The organism is Cohnella sp. LGH (genome assembly GCF_017671885.1).
GTDB lineage: Bacteria > Bacillota > Bacilli > Paenibacillales > Paenibacillaceae > Cohnella > Cohnella phaseoli.
The window spans coordinates 4,788,560-4,808,130 of record NZ_CP072117.1 but is presented as its reverse complement, the minus strand read 5'-3'; the positions used below and the strand labels follow the sequence as shown (position 1 = coordinate 4,808,130).

Below are 19,571 nucleotides of genomic sequence, written 5' to 3'. Positions count from 1 at the left end.
GGGCTGCCCCATAAGCTGAGTTGCTTGAGCGTAACTTGGTTGATTTATGGGGAGCCCCATTCGGCTCCATCCACGGAGGGAAACGCATGGGCAAAAAAAATTTCCGGCTGGACAACAAGACGGCGTATATTCTGTTGTCGCCGATCGTGATACTGCTGACGATCTTCGTCGTCATTCCGTTCGTCTACGCGATCCGGGTCAGCTTCTATAATTGGAGCTTCTATCAGGATTCCGAATTCGTCGGATTCCAAAATTTCTATATGGTCCTAACGGACCGCTTGTTTGGAGAGGCGGTAGGGGTAGGGCTGAAATTCGCCCTCATGGTCGTACCGGCCACGCTTATTCTGGCTTTTCTGTTCGCTAACGTCGTCAAGAATATCGGATCGAAGCTGTCTGGTTTCGTTAAGACGTCCATCTATATCCCCACGATTATTTCGGGTATCGTTGCGTCTGTCATTTTTGTCTTTATCTACGATTACATGGGCGGACTAGCGAACTACGTGATCGGCTTATTCGGCTACGAGCCGAGGGCATGGCTCGCGGACGTAGCGACAGCGCTTCCGAGCATCGCTGCTCCTGCGGTCTGGCTCGGCTTCGGCCTGACAACCTTAATTATGCTGGCGGGGCTGCACGACATTCCGGAAAGCTATTACGAGGCGGCGAATCTGGAAGGAGCAGGTCCGTTCAAGAAAATGGTCTACATTACGATCCCGCTTATGCGCAACGTCATCCTGTATTTGCTGGTCACCGGGTTCATCGCTCAGGTGTCGCAATTCGAGCTTTCCCTGGTCATGACCAACGGCGGTCCGCTTAGCGAGACAACGACGCCGAATTTGTATATTCTCAATCACTTCCGCAACGACGTGATGGTCGGCAATTCGATCGCGGCTTCGCTGCTTCTGTTCGTCGTGTTGGGGGGCGTATCCGCCTTGATCTTCAAGGTGCTGAATTCGGAGAAAGCGATCGACGGCTAGGTAACCGGCGATAGGAGGAAACGGACATGAAAGGGCAAAGCCTGCTGCAAAGAACGACTCTGACGATCATCGCCGGCGCGGTCACGTTGATCGCCTTGTTTCCGCTGCTCTGGGTCATCATCGCCGGGTTTAAGGAGAAGACCGAAGTATTGTCGACGCCTTTCCGGTTTTTCCCCAAGCAATGGATGCTCACGAACTACACCGATATTCTCGGCGATCTGGCGTTTCTGAAATCGATGGGGGTGACTTTCGGAGGCGCGATCCTGTTCGCGGTCCTGAGTCTGCTCGTCAACTCAACGGCCGCATACTCGTTCGCCAGACTGGAGTTTCGCTTCAAAGGCCTTCTCTGGCTCTACGTCATCATGACGATGTTCATCCCCGGAATGGCGATCCTGCTGACTTCATTCATCGTCGTGGACAGAATGGGGATGCTCGACACGTTCGCTGTGCTGGTTCTGCCGGGCGTCGCGTCCGCCGGACATATGTTTTTCATCCGGCAGTTCTATCTCAACATCCCGCTCGCGCTGGAGGAGGCCGCGCTGATCGACGGAGCGGACCGCTTGCGCATTTTCTCAAGCATCTTCCTGCCGATGTCGTTCCCGGTCTTCGTTATCGTGGGCATCGGTTCCTATCTGGCATTCTGGAACTCGTTCATCTGGCCGACGATGACGATTACCAATCCCGATCTGTTCCAGATCATGCAGTACTTGTACAACTTCCGTTCCGAACGCGCGACCGAACTCGGCATGCTGATGGCAGGCTCCGCTTTGGCGGCGTTTCCGACGATCGTGCTGTTCCTGATCTTCCAGAAGTACATTATTTCGGGCATCAAAATCTCGGGTTTGAAATGAGGGCGGAACGATGGAAAAGCATCCGGGTTTGATGCTCCTGAGGAACGAGCGGTTACTGGCGGGCATCGGCATGGAAGACGGGGCCGTCCGACTTCTTCGCGACGTACGGACCGGCATCGACTACATCGCTAACGCAGCCTCCGCAGAGCCCTTCCGGCTGGAGACGGATGCGGGATTCAGCTCGGAGTTCGAAAGCTTCGAATGCACGAGGGACGACACGGCTCCCGGAGAAGCAAGGATATCGCTGACCTGGCGAACTCGGTCGGACGTTGCCGTTCATGGCTGGGTGTCCCTTGCGCAGGGAGCCGACTCATTGGATTTCGGTTGCTCCGCGGACAACGGCTCGGAGGAGCGGCTGTTGAGCCTGGAATATCCGATTATTCCGAACCTCAAGGAGATTACGGAGGGCGGCGAGGACGATTACGTCGCGCATGCGTTCGCGACGGGGCTCAAAGTGCATAATCCGCTTAAGCATTTCGTTCACGGCGAGACCGGGTGGCGGTATGCGCCCTACCCGGAAAGCTTCTCGGGCGCTTCGATGCAATTTTTCGCCTACTACGGGATGAACAAGGGCGGGCTATATTTCGCCGCCTTGGACGGCGAAGGCTACGCCAAATGGCTTAATTTCTATAAGAACGCCGAAGGCTTTCTGGAAGCGTCGTTCATCCACGGATGCGAGGAGATGGGAGCGGGCAAGGGAATTTATCCCGTCTATCCCGTCCGTATTTCCTTGCTGGAGGGTCGGGATTGGCATGAGGCGGCGGATTTGTACAAAGCTTGGGCGACCAAGCAGAATTGGTGCGCAAGAGGAACGCTCGCCCAGAGAAGGCGGTCGGGAGATACCGCAGCATGGCTGCACGACGAGATCGGCGCTTCTACCTTCGGCATCAACGCCGGATCGGATCGCACCCCTTGGCTGCGGAAATATCGGGAGCTGATCCCGACGCCGATATTCCATGTCCTCGGACCGGACTGGACGAACGAGCCGCAGACGTTCTATCGGGGCTTCCCCGGGGGCTTCGACGATTGGTTCCCGACGAGGTTTCACGCGGGCAATCTCGCCTGCCTCCGGGAGATGGGAGATAAATTTGCCCCGTTCGAGTTCGATTATCTGTACCGTTTCGACGGGGCCGACGGCGAACTTGGCAGGGCGGCCGCTCAGAAAATGCCCAAGCGGATCAAGAGCATAGACGCTTATGCGTTTCCGTTCCTTTGCCCTGCGCACCCTTATACGCACGATTTTCACGTGCGCCGGGACGAGACGCTGCAGCGGACGGACGATGTGGACGCGATCTACTACGATATTTCGGCCAACAACATTCTGAAAGTCTGCATGGACGAGACGCACGGCCATCCGGTCGGCGCTGGCAAAGCGATTGAGGAGGCGTACCGCCGGAACTACGCCGATACGAAAGCCGCTATGGAAGCCGTCGCCGGACGACATGTTCCGATGGGGACGGAGATGATGAACGAAACGTTGCTAGGCGTGATCGATTATTACCAAGCTCGGGCGGGCGGCCAGCCTGCGGCGCCGCTGGAGGGCTGGCCGCTGCGGGAGCTGCTGAAGACGGGAGCGGCGGAGCTTATTCCGATGTTCGCTTATGTGTACCACGAGTACGGGGCGGTCAGGCTGGATGGCTGGGGGAAGCTGGTCGAGGAAATCGGAAGCCTCTACTATTTTACCGTTGCCCGGACCTATCTGTGGGGCGGCTTGTACGAGCTTAACTACGAGTACAGCCCGATGGAGGCGTTGGACGGGGCGGAAAACGCGGCGGAAGAGCATTACTATCCGTTCGAGGCCCGAGGGTACGCGTTCAGCGAGGAGAGAGCCCGATACCTGGCGATGTATGCGCGTCTGCGGACGGGGCCGGCCAACAAATATTGGGCTTACGGAACAATGCTGAAGCCGCTCGAATTCAGTTGCCCGCGTCTGCGTATGGACTGGTTTCACTACAACCACAGCACGCAATCGAAGGAGTATAACGACTCGGGGGAACTGGATGCGGACTCGATCGTCCATTCGGCTTGGCAGTATGAAGAGGAAAGCGTCGGCCTGTTTTTCGCCAACGTCGGCAAGGAAAGCTTCTCATTAAGCGTGCTGATCGAACCGGCGAGGTACGGGATGAGCGGGATGGCAGCTTGGGCATACGTTCAAGGCGAACACGGGCCAGCGTCGGTCCGAATCGAGCGGCTGCCGTCCGGCGAGACCGAATTCGACGTTCCGGGCGGAAGCGTCGTTGTCGTCGAGTTAACGGTTTAGAAGAGGAGCGGGGAGGAGACAACGAATGAAAGCGTTGGTTATGGAAGAGCCGCGACGGGCTGTCGTCAAGGAAGTGCCGGAGCCGAAAGCGGGGCCGGGCGAGGTCGTCATCCGCGTTGCCCGCGTCGGGATATGCGGAACGGATTTTCATATTTTCGAAGGGGAGTTTTTGTCCCCCTATCCCCTCATTCCCGGACATGAATTTTCGGGCACGATCCACGAGATCGGGGAAGGCGTCGAAGGCTTTCGCGAAGGGGACCGGGTGACGGCGGACCCGTCGCTGTTCTGCGGCAAGTGCGTCTATTGCTTGACGAACCGCGGCAACCAATGCGCCGAATGGGGGGCTCTAGGCAACACGGTCGACGGCAGCATGGCGGAACTCGTGGCGGTGCCCGTCCGCAACGTTGTGAAAATCCCGGACGACATGTCTTTTGCGACGGGCGCGTTTATCGAACCGATCGCCTGTGGCGTACATGCGATGAACCGGCTGCGGCTGCAGGTCGGACAATCGGTGCTTCTGTTCGGCGCCGGAGCGATGGGCCAGCAGCTGGTTCAAGCGCTTGCCCGCGCCGGGGCGGGACGCTTGACCGTCGTCGACGTGTCGGACAACAAGCTGGAGCTTGCCCGGTCGCTCGGCGCGACGGAAACCGTGAACGCGGGCAGTATCGGGAGCTTGTCCGGGCAACGGTTTGATGTTGTCGTGGACGCGACGGGGCTGCCCGCGGTGATCGAGCTCGCTATGGCTCATCTGGGCAGGACGGCGACCTACTTGCAATTCGGCGTAACACCTAAAGATGTGCGAATTCAGTTAAATCCGTTCGATCTCTACCATAACGATTGGACGATTCTCGGCTCGATGGCGATCAACTATACCTTTCTGCCCGCCTTCGAATGGGTTAAGGAGGGAAGGATCGCGTTGGAGCCTCTCGTGTCCAAAGTCATTTCCTTGGAGGAGACGCCGGAGTTTCTGGCCCGTCCCAAAGATCCGGAGCTATTAAAAATTCAGATTAAGCTGTGACGAACCGGGACGGGATAGAGGATCGGGGAAAGGAGGAAACGGCATGCCGATCGGAACGTTCGGGTTCAGGCGCAAATGCATGGTTCTATTGGCAACGGCTTCGTTAACCGCGCTTATTCTCGTATCTTGCGCCGAAGAGAAGGAGGAAAAGATGAAGCAGCCGATCATTGCGGAGGAAAGCACTTTTTTCTCCGTCGCATCCATAGAACCCGGAGCATCCTATACGACGTTCAGCGACGGCGATCTGTGGCCGGTCGCCTGGGCCGACGACGATGCGCTCTATTCGGCCAACGGGGACGGTATCGGGTTCGGTTACGAATCCGGCGGCGAATGGTCCGATATCGTCATGAACAAGATAACCGGTTCGCCCTGGAATAACGACGTAGAAGGAGAACGGCTGGCAGCCGGCGACGAAATCGGGCGAATATGGGGCGACCCGGAGCGGTACAATCGCAAACCTACGGGGATCGTCGCGGTCGGGGGAGATTTGTATTTGGCCGTACAGGATTTGAACAAGGACGAAGCCAGCGGACATATTTTCAACGAAGCTCCGGCTGCATCGATCTACAAGTCGACGGACAAAGGGAAGACCTGGACGGCAAGCGTGCAATCGCCCATGTTCAAGGATCACACGTTCACGACGGTCATGTTTCTCGATTACGGCCAAGAAGGGGCCGACAATACGTTCGACGATTACGTCTACGCCTACGGATTGGACAATAACTGGCGGGATTCCTTCTCCGATATTGTGGAGGACCCGACGAAGCTTTATTTGGCACGGATGAAAAAGGAGAGCATTCAGGACGTCTCCGCCTGGGAGTTCTACGCAGGAAATTTGCAAGGCAAGGCGAAGTGGACGAAGCCGGGCGACCTTCAAGCGAAACGGCCGGTGCTGCAAGACGAGCGCCGTCTGTATATCGATCGGCTGACTCCGGGGCTTGGCAACCTGTCGGTCGTGTCCCAGGGCAGCATCGTCTACAACCGACCGCTCGACCGTTATCTGTATACGTCGTGGACGGAGTTTACGTTCGAGTTTTACGAAGCGTCCAAGCCGTGGGGACCATGGAAACGCTTCTTATCGGTTGATTTTGGCGAGTACCCGTGGGTGGACAAAAAAGCCGGAGGTTACGCGACGGTTATTCCATCCAAGTACATTAGCGCCGATGGTCGCGAGATGTGGGTCGGCTCGAATACGTTCGTGGGCGGCGTGAAAAATTACAATTTCTCTCTCCGCAAGTTGAAAGTCATTCCCTTCGTCAAGACTGAACCGGATAACGGCAAAAGCGGCGTTAACCTGGCGCTGCCGGCGAATTCCCAAGACGTCGCGCCGCTATCGAGGGCGATGTACGAAGGCGAGCTCTCCCGGCTGAACGACGGGGATCGCGAAAACGCCGAAGATAGTCGCAACGGCGAGCGCAAGCCGGAGGATTGGTGGGGGTACGCGTGGTCTCGCGCCTATCATATGAATAAGGTCGTGTATTCAGCCGGCGACGCTTACGAGGGCACGGGCGGATGGTTCGATCGCGTTCGCGTGCAGGTGCGGCAGAACTTCAAGTGGGTGGACGTCCGGAATATCCGCACGACGCCTTCCTACCCAGGGAACGAATCCGCGAATCGCAACACCTATGAATTCGTCTTCGACGATACGTGGGGGGACGGGGTGCGCATCATCGGCAAGCCGGGCGGGGACGAAGCGTACACCTCGATCGCCGAACTGGAAGTGTATTACGCGGAATAGGCTTGGACCAGGGGGCCGCCGTTCCCGGAAAGAGATTCTCCGCAGGGAGCGAGCGGCATTTTTCCAATTGACTCGTCTACGTCGGAGCGCCTATGCTGTGGAAAACGGTTGCAAAGGCGGCATGAGCCATGTTCTACTCCATACGCACGCAATTAATCGCGATTATCGTCATGCTTATCGTCCCCTTCGTGCTGATGGGGTATTTTTTCTGGCAGCAGGCGGCCGACGCTTTGCGGGCTTCCATCGAGACGACGACCGTTCAGTCGATGAACCAGTACGCCGACTTCGCGGAAAGCGCGACCTCCCAAGTGATGAACGTCGCGAACCAAATTTTGCGCAGCGATGAGACGCAGGAATGGCTTCGTTCGCGAGACGAGTCGGCGGCTTCCTCGAATGCCGTGCAGCAAAATATCCGAATGAGGAAGTACTTCGATTCCGTCGTTAGCAACAGCCCTTTGATTTTGTCCGTCAACATTTTCCACGGGGGATGGGATTTGTGGAACCTGGAGGGCGACGAATATTTGCGCAGCGACTGGTACAACGATTATCGAAACGAGGGCATCCGCTGGGCGGGAGCGCATCTCGATACCCGGCAGAACGGTTCGGCCACGAATCGGCAGCGGGTGAACGCTCTGATCTATCCGTTGTCCGACCTGCTGAACCTGCGGGAGGAAGGGATTCTGAAGCTTAACGTCAGAACGTCCGCCCTGCAGGAGCCGCTCGATAAGTTGACGCTGGGGAAAACGGGAAAAGTGTTCCTGATCACCCCGAACGGGGCTCCCGTGCTTGACCAGAAGCCGGGCGAGCTTCCCGCCGCCCTTCTGGATCGCATCGGATTTGCGGGCGGCGAGGACAATGCGGGAGCGCGCATTTATCGAGACGAGCACAGCAGCACGATCTATTTCTATCAGCGGACGGAGACGACCGGCTGGATCGTCGTTGGAGCCGTGTCGGAGACAGAGCTGTTCCAGGAAATCACGAGAGCGAGACAGAACGTCATCGCGGTCGCGGTCGTTCTATTCGTGATTGCCGTCTCATTGACGCTATGGTTCTCGTCCCGCATCGCCAATCCGATCTCCAGGATCGTGCGCTCAATGAGGTACGTCGAGGAAGGGGATTTCCTGAAAGGGAACGCCATTATGGCCAAGAAGCGGCTCCGGCAAAACGAAATCGGCTTTCTGACGGTCAACTATCTGAACATGGTCAAGAGGCTGAAGTCGTACATCGAAACCGAATACGCCCAGAATCTGAGAAGGCGCAATGCGGAATACAAAGCGCTGCTGCTGCAGATCAATCCCCATTTTCTCAACAATACGCTGGAGGTCGTCACGTCCCTGGCGGCGCAGGGAAGGAACGAAGACATCGAGCGGGTAATCAACGATCTTAGCTTGATGCTCCGATCCTCGCTTCGATTAAATACGGAATTGATTTCCGTGCGTGACGAGATGGGAACGATTCGCGCCTTCACATCGATTCTCTCCGTCTGCTACGGGAGCCGCGTTCGATTCGAGATCGTGGACGAACCTATCAGCGACGATCTGCGGATTCCAAAGCTGCTGCTGCAGCCGTTGATCGAGAACGCCGTCAAATACAGTCTCGGCATCGTCGATGTGGCTGTCGTGTCCGTGCTCGTCGCGGAGACGGCCGACGAATTGACGATCGTCATCCGGGATAACGGGCTCGGCATACCGGAAGAGGTGCTCAAGGATCTGAAGCCGGCCACTGAATCGAATTTCGCGCAGGATGTGCTTGAGATCGGCGAGAAAGGCATCGGCATTAAAAACGTGATCGCCCGCGGGCGCATGTCCTACGGTTCTCGCTTCTCCGTGGAGATCCGGACCGCCGAGCGCCAAGGTACGGAAATTAGGATGAGCATTCCCATTGCGAGGTGAACGAATCATGTACGACATTCTGATCGCGGACGATTCCGCGGAAATTCGCAAAGGCTTGATGCTGAAGCTCAAGTGGGAGGATTACGGTTTTCGCGCGGCGGCGGAAGCGGCCGATGGTGCAGAGGCTTTGGCCGTGTTGCAGGAACGGAGGTATCCGGTTCTGATCACGGACATCCGGATGCCTGTCATGGACGGACTCGAGCTGCTTCGGGAATGCGCGATCCGCTTTCCCGGGACGAAGACAATCGTCCTCTCCGCCTACGACGATTTCCCGCTCGTTCAGACGGCAATACGCAAAGGCGCGAAAGACTATCTCCTTAAGCCGGTTATCAAGACGGAGCTGATCGCCGCGCTGGTTTCCTTAAAGCGCGAATTGGATGCCGAGAAAGAACGGACAATCGCGCAGCTCTCCAGAGGGGAGCTCCCGGAATCGGAGGCGGTATCCCGGATTCGCGCTTACGGATTGACCGAATGGGCGCTCGCCGAACAGCCTGTGAGATTCGCGGTCGCCGAGATGCGCATTCCCGAAGCGAGAGCTCCGGGAGGCGCGCAGAGCGGCGATTCGTTCAAGGAAGCTTACAGGCTGCTGATGACCGAGATCGCTTCGCAATGGGGGAGCCATGTCGAGACGTTCTGGGAGAAGGAGCGGCCGGATCGGATGTTTTTCGTCGTTCACTCGGATCCGTCCGTTACGAGGAATGACGGGGACGGGCGGCAAGACGGCCTGCTCGGCCGATTTCTGGCTGACGTCAGGGAGAAGGTCGTCCGGTATTTGCGCGTCGAGCTGGCGATCGGCGTCGGCCACCCCGTCTCCGGTTACCGGAATTGGAGCGCCGGGCTGGCTTCGAGCTTGCTCGCCCTAAGCCGAAGCAAGTCGGATAAAGTGTCGCAGACGATTTACGGCGACGATCCCGATGAGGACAACGAGCTTTCGTTCGCGATTCTGCGCAGATTCTGTCTGGCTGTAGAGAACGCGGACGAGGGCGAGGCGCTTCAAACGCTCAAGGAAATTTCCGAAGCCGGCAAGCGCTCGTCCGTACAGGTCTTCTCCTTCTTCCTCGTGCAGCTTGGCCTTAGGATGGGCGAAATTATCCGCAAGTACGATCTGAAGAATCTCGATCCGCTTCGCCTTCTCTGGCCGTACATCAATTCCGCTTGGGATTGCGATGCGATTGACAGGATCGTGCGAGACATCCGGGAGATGACTCTGCAAGCCGTCGCGTCGCTGAAGGGCTTGAAGAGCAAGGGCCGCGAGGATACGATCGAAGCGATCCGCAAGTATATGAACGAGAATTACGGCGAGGAATTGACGTTGTCCGCGATCGCGGAGCAATTCCATTACAACGTCGCCTATTTGTCGGATTCGTTCCATAAGACGACCGGGAGCACGTTCAGCGATTATTTGCTCGGCATCCGCATGGATCGGGCATCGAAGCTGCTTCAGGAAAGCGATCTGAAAATCGTTAACGTATCCGAGCTTACCGGCTTCTCCAGTCCGGCTTATTTCAGCAATGTTTTCAAAGGATACTATGGCATGGGGCCCAACGAATACCGCAAAAAACGGCCGAATGCGGAGCGCGGGAGTCTTTAGCGCCAAGTCCCGCAAGTATAGTTGCCTCCCAAAAATATTACAACTCAACGCCCAAAACGGCTGCATTTCGGGCTCGCCTCCGTCGTGTTATCCTGTAGGCGTGTTCATCAATACACACTAAAGGCGGGATAAAAATGCTCAGATGGCGAAGAACGGCGGTTATGCTGCTTACCGTTTGCTTGGGGGTCGCCCCGCTGTCGGCCTGCTCCTCGAAGACGAACTCGGGCGATAACGGTTCGGCCTCTCCGAGCGTTAGCGCGAGCGAGAGTCAGGGAGAAAGCCAAGGGGACGGCAAGAAAGTAGAGATCAAATATTGGAGGCACGACTTCGCGCCCGAAGTGGCCACGCTGAAGAAAATGATCCAGGCGTTCGAGAAAGAAAATCCGACGATCAAAGTCAAAATGGAAGTGATTCCTTACGGCGATTACGAGACGAAAATCCGTACGGCGCTTGCGGCGGGCAACCCTCCGGACGTTATCGGGCTGGACGGGCCGACGCTGGCCGCTTACGCCCATCAGGAAGCGGTCATTCCGCTCGACAAGTACATGGAGATCGACGGGAACAAAGAGGATATCGCGGCGCCCGTGTTGGAGAGCTTGACGTACAAGGGGCAGATTTACGCGGCTCCCCTGAACGACGCAAGCATTGCGATGTTCTACAATAAAAAGCTGTTCGAGAAAAACGGCGTCGAGCTTCCCTCCAAAAATCCGAACGAACCGTGGACGTGGGAGCAGGTGCTGCAGGCGGCGCAGAAAATCAACGATCCGAAAAATAAAATTTATGGGATCGACCCGGGATGGGGCTTGGGAGAAGGAGAAGGCTCGACGTTCGTCAAACTGCCTTTCATCTGGCAGGCCGGCGGCGAAATCCTAAGTCCCGACGGAACCGAGGTCAAAGGCTATCTCGATTCGCCTGAATCGAAAAAGGCGCTGTCGTTCTTCGCTTCTCTCTACAACGAATACAAAGTGGCGCCCAAAGAGACGCCCCCGGAAGCGTTCGAAACCGGAAAGCTGGGCATCATCGTTAACGGTCCTTGGGCGATCTCGGGCTTCGCATCCTCGCACCCCGAATTCAAGCTGGGCGAGGATTGGGATATCGCGCCGCTATGGAAGGACGCCAAGCAAGTGACGCCTAACGGGAGCTGGAACATGGCGATTACCAAAGGCTCCAAGAACCCAGACGCAGCGTGGAAATTCGTGAACTGGGTCACCGGCGTCGAGGGAGCGAAGATGTGGTACCAGGAAACGAAAAACCTCCCGGCCCGCCTCTCCACCGCGAGCGCAATCCCGGAGCTGACCGAGTATCCGATGAACATTTTTGTGGAGCAATCCAGCAAGTTCGCTCACCCAAGGCCGGTAACTCCAGCCTATCCGGTCATCACGACTTCGATCTCGAAGCTGTTCGCGGATCTCGGAGTCGCGAACCGGAACGTGGACGATGCGGTGAACGAAGCCGTCGCGACGATCGATAAGGCGCTTCAGAAGTACAAATAAAGCCGGAAAAGGGGCTGATCTATAAGCAGAGTTGCTGGAGATAATCGATATGTAAAGAAAGGTGTATGTACCTCCCGGAGACTGCCTCATACGCTCCTGAAATCACATTTTAACGGGTTTACCCATTCAGATTTCAGGAGCGTATAGCATCGGAGGGAGGTACATATACCTTGCTCCTTTATCATCGATTATCTTGTACAGCAACTGGAAGTGCCTATGAGGCAGCCCCCTTCTTAGCGGAGGCGATCACCATGAAGCTTCAATCGGCTTTCGGCAAGCGGGAAGAGCGAGCGGCTTGGCTGTTTATTTTGCCGGCGTCGATCGCACTGCTCCTGTTCACCTTTTATCCGATGATCAACGCGTTCGTCATCAGCTTTAAAGACTACAGTCTCATTAATCCCGATTCTTCGTTCGTCGGACTGGACAATTACCGCGGCCTGATGTCGGACCCGAAATTCCTCGGCAGCCTCCGGCATTCCTTTCACTTCGCGATTGTCGTCATTCCCGTGCAGACGGCTGTCGCGTTGGGGATGGCCTTGCTGGTTTATCGGACCTCCTGGGTGTCGGGCTTGTTCCGAACGACGTTCTTCATGCCTGTCGTGATCGCGATGGGCGTCGCCTCGACGTTGTTCAAAATTATTTACAACCAGGATTACGGCCTGCTGAACAGCGTGCTCAGCTTTTTTGGCCTCGGGCCGATCTCGTTCTTGTCGGACGCGAGTCTGGCGATGTATGGCATAATGCTGCTGGGCATGTGGAAGTCGGCCGGTTTTTTTATGATTATTTTCGTAGCGGGGCTAAACGGTATTCCGGGTGATCTCTACGAAGCGGCGGAAGTCGAAGGAGCGACGCGGATACGGAAATTCGTCCATATCACGCTGCCGCTTCTGCGCCGAACAATGACGTTTGTCGTGATCATCACGACAATGGACGCGTTAAAAATTTTCGTGCCGGTACAATTGGTCACGGGAGGCGGTCCGGCGGATTCGACGACGACTTCCGTCCTGTTCATCTACGAAACGGCTTTTCAACAGATGGAGATGGGGTACGGCACCGCGGCGGCGTTCATTCTGTTCGTGATCGTCATGTGCATCTCCGTCGTGCAGTTGCGTCTGTTCCGATCCAATGTGGAGTATTGAGGAGGGGATGGCCTTGGAGCGCATAGGACGTCTCTTGAAATGGATAGTGATGATCGCGATCGCCGTCGTCTCCCTGCTTCCGATTTTCTGGATGTTCATGGGGGCGTTAAGGCCGAGGCAAGAGCTGTTTCAGTACGTATCGCTGGAGTGGCATCTGTTTATTCCGGTCGAATGGACGCTGCAAAATTTTATCGACATTTTCTCCGACGAGTCCAAGCCGCTCGGCCGATTTATCGGCAACACGCTGTTCGTAGCCGTTCTGGTTACCCTGCTGTCGCTTCTTTTCAACTCGATGGCCGCATTCGCTTTTTCTAAGCTGAAATTCCGCGGACGCAACGTCATTTTCGCCATATTCCTGTCCGCTCTTGTCATTCCCGGCGAAGTGACGATGGTTCCGACGTATTTGCTCGTCCATGCGTTCGGGTGGATCGACAGCTTCAGAGCCCTCGTCATTCCGGGGGCGGTATCGGTGTTCAGCATCTTCCTGCTCGTGCAGTTTTTCTCCGACGTTCCGGGAGAATTGCTGGAAGCGGGCAAGATCGACGGCGCGTCGTGGTTGGGCATCTACGCGAGAATCGTGTTGCCGGCCATGATTCCGGCGCTGATTACGATGGGACTCATTACGTTCCTCGGGCAATGGGACGCATACTTGTGGCCGCTTATCGTCATTAACGACGAGACGAAGCAGATGCTACAGGTGGCCATCGCGACATTCACTAACCTTCAGGCGACGGAGTGGGGGAAGATTCTGGCGGCGGATACGGTCGCTTCCGTTCCGATTCTGATCCTGTTTCTGTTCCTGCAAAAATATTACGTTCGGTCCATCGTGAGCTCGGGCATCAAAGGCTGAGCCGGATGGCGGAAGGAGCACGCGATGAGCGCTATACGGGAGATCGTGAGATTGGACGGGGTTTTCAAGGAATACGTCGGGTCCTTGACCTGCGATTGGCTAGGCGGCGTCAGGCCGAGCATCGAGGTGACCTATCCGAGGGACGGAGTGGCTAAAGTCGATATCCGTATCCCGTTGGATCAGGACGTCAGGCAGGACGATTGGCGGGTCGAGGTTCGTCCGGCGTTCGCTCCGACGTTTCGCTGGGCGCCACACCTCGCCCCGACGGACGGGCACGTAATCGACCAGCATGCTTTCCGCGCTCCCGCGCTGATCGTGCATGACGGCAGAAGGAAGCTCGCCGTCGTCCCGGATTTGGACGCGCTGGCGAAGGCCGGGGACGGAGCGGAGGCCGATTCGCCCCGGTGGTACATGGATCTCGATGCGCCGGCTAACGTGCTGACCGCGGGGCTGTGCGCAACGTCCGTGAAGGAGCACGTGCTGTTCGTTCGGGAGCCGGGGGCTCTATTCGTCAAGGGTCAAGTCGAGTTCGGCTTCTATTTGTTTGCGACGGAGGAGCCCGAGGCGATCGACAACCCGTGGCGAGACTTGCTCGCTTTCTTCTGGGAAAGGTGGGGCCGTCCGCTTTACGCGCAAGGGCAACCTGTCGGCGGGGAGCTTGAGCCTTATGTGCGTCGAGCCTATCAGTGGGCTTTCAAGGAGTGGGGCGCGGCGGTATGGCAGGAGTTCGAACTGGCCGGCAAGGAGGTCGGCGCTCCGGCTTTTATCGTAAATGTGACCCAGAGCCCGAATTATCCCGGGCCTTATAGCGAGAGAGAGGTCCTCTCGGTATGGAATCAGGCGTGGTTCAGCTCCCTTCGCTCGGCTCACGGTTTATTCCGTTACGGAAAGTTGAGCGGCGAGGCGGTCTGGATCGAGAGGGCGAATAAAATCAAGGAGCTCGCGCTGTCCGCTCCGCGCTGCGGCGTAGGCTTTTTCCCCGCGGTCGTCGCGACGGAGATGGAGGAGGTGGGGATCGACGGCCGTCGATGCCGCCGGTCCAAAGGGTGGTCGACTTTCTATTGGGGCAATTCCGACCGCAATCCGTTCGGGCTCGGCATCCGCGAAGCGCCTCTTCATATCCTCGACATGAGCTGGACGGCGCTGCTCATGCTGCGTTGGCACGCGGAGCTGGAGAGCGACGAGAGGCTCGTAGATTATGCCCGGACGTATGCGGATTCGCTGCTGGGCTTGCAGGACGAGCGCGGGTATTTCCCGGGATGGATCGACGCGAAAAGCTTCCAGCCGTGCGGCGTGCTCGATCAATCGCCGGAGACGTCGCTATCGGTTACTCTGCTGCTTGAGCTGAGCGCGTTGACGGGGGAGCAGCGGTATGCGGAAGCCGCCTATCGCGCTATGGACGCGGTATGCGAGGAGATTGTGCCGGAAGGACGCTGGGAGGACTTCGAGACGTATTGGTCCTGCTGCCGTTGGGGGCGGGAGTGGCTGGGCCGTCCGATCGAGAGGAACGGCATGTACAAGCAATGCAACTTCTCGATGTATTGGACGGCGGAAGCGCTGCTCGCCTGTTATCGGTCGACGGGACGGGAGGCGTACTTGCGAATCGGAAGGCGCTGCTTGGACGAATTGCTGATGACGCAGGCAGCTTGGCAGCCTCCGTACATCCACGTGCCGACGTTAGGCGGCTTCGGCGTGATGAACGCGGACGGAGAATGGAATGACGCCCGGCAAAGTCTGTTCGCCGAATTGATCGTCGCTTACGGCATGGAACTGGGCGTCGACGAATACAAGGAACGAGGCGTTGCGGCCATGCGCGCATCGTTCGCGCTCATGTACTGCCCCGAGAACGCCGAGGTCAAGCGGAGGTGGGAGGAGGCGTGGCCGTTCCTGAACGAGCGGGATTACGGCTTCATGATGGAGAACTACGGCCACGGCGGAAGAACGAGCCCGGTCCGCGATCCGATGGGCGAGTTCACGATCTTCGACTGGGGCAACGGCGCCGCCGCCGAAGGGTATTTGCGGATGCGGGAGCGGTTCGAGGAAGCGCTTCTGCTGGGGAAATCATAATCTTGGCTGTCGGGCATGGCGCCCCGGCAGCTTTTTTTCTACCTATCAACCAGTTAACCTGACGGACTTGGACAGAGACCTCTCTACAAGGGAGGTATTTGTTAAATGCTTCACGAATATTAAACGACATTATCAGAAATAGCCGAGAGGACCCGTCACAGTAATGAATAAAAACAACTACATTGATCGAATTAACAAGGTTATGGCTTTCATAGAAAACAATTTAAGCGACAGGTTGACTCTCGACATGATGGCAGAAGCGGCCCACTTTTCAAAATATCATTTTTCCAGAGTTTTTACGGCTATGGTAGGGATGACGCCTATAGCGTATTTGACAAAAGCGAGGTTAGACAAATCCATATCCTATCTGGCCGATGCCGATCGAACAATTCTCGAAATCTCCAATTTGTGCGGTTTTGAATCGGCCTCGAATTTTAATTTTGCATTTAAAAAGCAATTTAATAAGACGCCGAGTGAATATAGAAAAGCTGTAAGCAAAGATAGCAATATTTCTTTATTTTTTGGCAATAAGCAAGAGGAACAATCAAATCCTTCTCATTATGATAAAAGTGTTACCAACAACTTTTTGAGGAGGCTTTGGCAAATGAATATTTCAATCGAAGAATTGCCGGAGTACGAGATTGCTTACGTAAGACATGTTGGCAGTTATTTAGATACGCATATCGCATGGAGGAAATTGGGGGAATGGACAGCCAAGCATCGATTGTATCCGCCGAATCAGTATTTCATTGGAATTTCTTTAGATGATCCGAATACGACAGAGGAAAACGAATGCCGATACGACGCCTGCGTAACATTGCCGCAATCGTTCGTCAAAGAAAACCATGGCGATGTTCAATTTAGGAAGCTGCCCGGAGGTCTGTACGGGCTGTACCGCTTTTACGATACGATCGATAAACTAGGGATTGCTTATCAAAGTATTTTCGGTCAATGGCTCCCAAATAGCGAATTCGATCCGGATGAACGAGATTGTCTGGAGTTCTGTATGAATAATCCTTTTGAAGATCCGGAAGGAAAAGCCAAAGTCGATCTATATGTTCCTATCAGAGCTAGAGATTAATCGCAAGTAATCAGGCGGGATTTAGAAGCACCATAAGATGAATTCCTACGGCAGTATGCCATGTCTTAACTGCCGTAGGAATAGGAACTTTTTTATTCTTCGTTGACGACCACCTGAACGCTTGTGCTTATCTGTTTAGTTGGACCGTTATCCGAGGTCACAATTGCGGTGCTGACAATGACCGTATCCTCATCGACATCCGGAATCATATACGGATCACGGATCGTAAGCACTGCGCCGATATCAAGATACTTGATCCACAACTGGCGCCCGAGAAGGGGGGCGGAAAGGCGGATGTTGATGAGCCCGATGTTTCCGGAGTTCCGGAGTGCGACTGTAAAGAAAACGACTTGTTCAGGCTGAGCCTCGGACACATTTACGGATTGGGTTAGCACAAAATTAGGTAGTGAAAGAGTGCGAACGCATGCCTGAGCCTGAACCAAGTGGGTGTCCGATGACGATAGCGTCGCTTGGCTGCAGAAAAACGTGTCCCCGACAGCTCCGGGAGGAAGGGTAAAGGGAGTCTGAAAGGAGCGGCTTTCTCCGGCAGGAAGTTCGGGAATAACGGTGGAGAAGCCCGTCAAGGAATCAACTAGAGAAAGTTGAGTCGCCGTGCGAGCAGACTGATTGGTTACCTTTAAATCGAATAATACCGTTTCGCCAGGTCGTGCCACAGGCGTGCTTACTTGATTCGTCAAGTCAACAACTATCGCCCCTTCGGTGACTTGAATCTGGGACTGAGCTTGCAGCCTCTCGTTGGCTGCGGGCGCATTATCCGCTACGACGGTTACAATATTACGACTAACCGATCCAATTTTTGAGCTTTGCGGTAAAACGAACGGAACAGAAAGGAAGAGCTTGCTTCTGGGAGCAATGATCGGTACTACGGTCGTAAAACCAATGAGGGGGTCTGACACGACGACGTTCGTTGCCGGGGATTCGCCCGTATTCGAAATTTCGATGGCATAGATAATGGTCTGCCCCGGCGAAGCGGAATTCCTGTTCGGTATTTTGCGAACAGTCAGAAGTGCCGGCGAAGGCGGGAACGGAGACACAATTAATTCAGCCGCAGCCCTTTGAACGGGCGTCTGGTCGGAGAGTACTTGTGAGACATTGGATATCACAGCGTTCGTTACCGTACTTGCAGGGACAGTAAATGGAACATTTCGAACAATCGAAGCGCCGGCGGGCAATATAGCTATGTTTTCGTTATATCCCAATAGAGGATCGGACAACTGAATGTTCGTCTGCTCTTCCGAGAGAAGATTGGATACCGTCAGAACGAAATTAACCGTTTCCCCTGGCAAGACCAGCGAGTTCTCAGGCTGCTTGGAGATCGACAAGCCGGCCGGAACAACTGTAACGATGAATTCGGCTTGCTGAATGCCTATCGCGGGGGACTCGGCCGTTACGAGATTGACGATTGAGGTTCCAATAACCGAATTAACGGGAATCGTATAGGTGAGAGGTAACGATTCAGAAGACCCGACTGCTAATGATGGAACGGTCCTGTTCAAACCAAGCAATGCATCCGTTACAAGGAGATTGGCGAGGGGAACGTTGCCAATATTGGTCAAGACAATTGTGAATTGTACGGATTGACCGGGAGCGGCGGTTGACCTATTCGCTGATTTTGAGAGACCGAGAAGAGGAGTCCCCAAGACCGTTACATCGGCGAAAGCTTCCGTCGGTGACGTTTGATCCGATTGAGCCACCGCCCGATTCGTATAGACGCCTGGTAGGGTTGATAGCGGGAATGAGAACGCGGAATTAATTTCTTCGGACTGCCCGACTGGCAGCAATGCGAACGATTCGGATATTTGCCCAAAATCGTCGGACACCATTACATTCGTTAGATCTACGTTACCGGTATTTGTCACTTGTAGGACAATTGCAAATTCTTCCCCTACGTTTACCGGCGATCCGATAATCGATTTAGTGATACTTAATCGCGGTACAGCTAGTACTTCCAGAGATACACCCACTACACGCGGCGAAAGATTATCTGCAGAAATTATTGCAGTATTTAGAATCGAGAAACCTGGCGGTGCATCAGCTGGCACAGTAAAAGGTAAATGGATTGAAAAACTTCCGCCAACCGCAAGATCACCAATAATTTGGTCGTAGCTTAAGAATGGGTCTGTCAAGTGCACGTTGACAAATACGACGTTACCTTGATTTACAGCTGTTAACTCAAATATGACTGTGCTACCAGGAGCGGCCATTGCAGGGGACACCGATTTTACGAACGAGATCGCGGGAACAGCTTCAACCGTAACTGTAGCAGTCGCGGTAACAGGGATGGGAAGTTGATCGGCATTTGCGGTAGCGAGGTTGACGAAAGGACCGGGCGGGGTGCCAAGAGGAATTACATGAGCAATCATGAACGATTGATTGGAAGTCGGGGCTAATAATGGAACCGTTGTTGAAAATGATAGAGCGGGATCTTGAATGACTATGTTCGTCAAGGGAACTTGACCGGAATTCTCAATCGTAATCGTGTAATTAACGGTTTCACCCGGAGAAGCGTTGATCCTGTCCGGGACTTTGGAAAGAGTGAGTTCCACGACCATTGTCGTGATAGATATCCGCCCATTTCCAGTGTTTACTCCCGAAC

At 55.3% G+C, this 19,571-nt stretch carries 13 protein-coding genes; 12 read left to right on the top strand and 1 reads right to left on the bottom strand.

Going from position 1 to position 19,571, the window contains the following annotated elements; all coding sequences use genetic code 11:
* The first annotated feature begins 86 nt into the window (after positions 1-86).
* The 12 genes from J4772_RS20735 (at position 87) to J4772_RS20680 (ending at position 16,954) form a co-directional block, all read left to right on the top strand.
* The gene (locus J4772_RS20735) at positions 87-974 is read left to right on the top strand and encodes a carbohydrate ABC transporter permease (protein ID WP_209071222.1); all 888 of its coding nucleotides are present in this window, start codon (positions 87-89) and stop codon (positions 972-974) included.
* 26 nt (positions 975-1,000) lie between these two features.
* The gene (locus J4772_RS20730; protein WP_209071221.1) at positions 1,001-1,825 is read left to right on the top strand and encodes a carbohydrate ABC transporter permease; all 825 of its coding nucleotides are present in this window, start codon (positions 1,001-1,003) and stop codon (positions 1,823-1,825) included.
* Between the two features lie 10 nt (positions 1,826-1,835).
* On the top strand, positions 1,836-4,085 hold the full coding sequence (locus J4772_RS20725) for a DUF6259 domain-containing protein (protein ID WP_209071220.1): 2,250 nt from the start codon (positions 1,836-1,838) through the stop codon (positions 4,083-4,085).
* 25 nt (positions 4,086-4,110) lie between these two features.
* Entirely contained in the window at positions 4,111-5,103 is a 993-nt protein-coding gene (locus J4772_RS20720) for a zinc-dependent alcohol dehydrogenase family protein (protein WP_209071219.1), read from the top strand.
* A 43-nt stretch (positions 5,104-5,146) separates the two neighbouring features.
* Positions 5,147-6,841 carry a DUF4185 domain-containing protein gene (locus tag J4772_RS20715; RefSeq protein WP_209071218.1) on the top strand — a complete coding sequence of 565 codons (1,695 nt, stop codon included), beginning with the start codon at positions 5,147-5,149 and terminating at the stop codon, positions 6,839-6,841.
* 128 nt (positions 6,842-6,969) lie between these two features.
* Complete coding sequence (locus J4772_RS20710) at positions 6,970-8,733, top strand: cache domain-containing sensor histidine kinase (protein WP_209071217.1); 1,764 nt, start codon at positions 6,970-6,972, stop codon at positions 8,731-8,733.
* A gap of 7 nt (positions 8,734-8,740) precedes the next feature.
* The gene (locus J4772_RS20705; RefSeq protein WP_209071216.1) at positions 8,741-10,324 is read left to right on the top strand and encodes a response regulator transcription factor; all 1,584 of its coding nucleotides are present in this window, start codon (positions 8,741-8,743) and stop codon (positions 10,322-10,324) included.
* A gap of 134 nt (positions 10,325-10,458) precedes the next feature.
* Entirely contained in the window at positions 10,459-11,817 is a 1,359-nt protein-coding gene (locus J4772_RS20700; RefSeq protein ID WP_209071215.1) for an ABC transporter substrate-binding protein, read from the top strand.
* Positions 11,818-12,068: 251 nt separating this feature from the next.
* The gene (locus J4772_RS20695) at positions 12,069-12,956 is read left to right on the top strand and encodes a carbohydrate ABC transporter permease (RefSeq protein ID WP_209071214.1); all 888 of its coding nucleotides are present in this window, start codon (positions 12,069-12,071) and stop codon (positions 12,954-12,956) included.
* A gap of 13 nt (positions 12,957-12,969) precedes the next feature.
* On the top strand, positions 12,970-13,806 hold the full coding sequence (locus J4772_RS20690; protein WP_209071213.1) for a carbohydrate ABC transporter permease: 837 nt from the start codon (positions 12,970-12,972) through the stop codon (positions 13,804-13,806).
* Between the two features lie 24 nt (positions 13,807-13,830).
* Positions 13,831-15,873, top strand: coding sequence for a glycoside hydrolase family protein (locus J4772_RS20685; RefSeq protein ID WP_209071212.1), 2,043 nt, complete (start codon positions 13,831-13,833; stop codon positions 15,871-15,873).
* 163 nt (positions 15,874-16,036) lie between these two features.
* Complete coding sequence (locus J4772_RS20680; protein ID WP_209071211.1) at positions 16,037-16,954, top strand: AraC family transcriptional regulator; 918 nt, start codon at positions 16,037-16,039, stop codon at positions 16,952-16,954.
* 92 nt (positions 16,955-17,046) lie between these two features.
* On the opposite strand, the gene J4772_RS20675 is transcribed toward J4772_RS20680, so the two are convergent.
* Positions 17,047-19,527, bottom strand: a complete 2,481-nt coding sequence (locus J4772_RS20675; RefSeq protein ID WP_247740792.1) for a DUF7507 domain-containing protein — start codon at positions 19,525-19,527, stop codon at positions 17,047-17,049.
* Positions 19,528-19,571: the final 44 nt, after the last annotated feature.

What these genes read in the sequence shown, in the direction of transcription:
- J4772_RS20735 (WP_209071222.1), top strand. Translation starts at nt 87, where the DNA reads ATGGGCAAAAAAAATTTCCGGCTGGACAACAAGACGGCGTATATTCTG.
- J4772_RS20730 (WP_209071221.1), top strand. Translation starts at nt 1,001, where the DNA reads ATGAAAGGGCAAAGCCTGCTGCAAAGAACGACTCTGACGATCATCGCC.
- J4772_RS20725 (WP_209071220.1), top strand. Translation starts at nt 1,836, where the DNA reads ATGGAAAAGCATCCGGGTTTGATGCTCCTGAGGAACGAGCGGTTACTG.
- J4772_RS20720 (WP_209071219.1), top strand. Translation starts at nt 4,111, where the DNA reads ATGAAAGCGTTGGTTATGGAAGAGCCGCGACGGGCTGTCGTCAAGGAA.
- J4772_RS20715 (WP_209071218.1), top strand. Translation starts at nt 5,147, where the DNA reads ATGCCGATCGGAACGTTCGGGTTCAGGCGCAAATGCATGGTTCTATTG.
- J4772_RS20710 (WP_209071217.1), top strand. Translation starts at nt 6,970, where the DNA reads ATGTTCTACTCCATACGCACGCAATTAATCGCGATTATCGTCATGCTT.
- J4772_RS20705 (WP_209071216.1), top strand. Translation starts at nt 8,741, where the DNA reads ATGTACGACATTCTGATCGCGGACGATTCCGCGGAAATTCGCAAAGGC.
- J4772_RS20700 (WP_209071215.1), top strand. Translation starts at nt 10,459, where the DNA reads ATGCTCAGATGGCGAAGAACGGCGGTTATGCTGCTTACCGTTTGCTTG.
- J4772_RS20695 (WP_209071214.1), top strand. Translation starts at nt 12,069, where the DNA reads ATGAAGCTTCAATCGGCTTTCGGCAAGCGGGAAGAGCGAGCGGCTTGG.
- J4772_RS20685 (WP_209071212.1), top strand. Translation starts at nt 13,831, where the DNA reads ATGAGCGCTATACGGGAGATCGTGAGATTGGACGGGGTTTTCAAGGAA.
- J4772_RS20680 (WP_209071211.1), top strand. Translation starts at nt 16,037, where the DNA reads ATGAATAAAAACAACTACATTGATCGAATTAACAAGGTTATGGCTTTC.
- J4772_RS20675 (WP_247740792.1), bottom strand. Translation starts at nt 19,527, where the DNA reads ATGGTCGTGGAACTCACTCTTTCCAAAGTCCCGGACAGGATCAACGCT.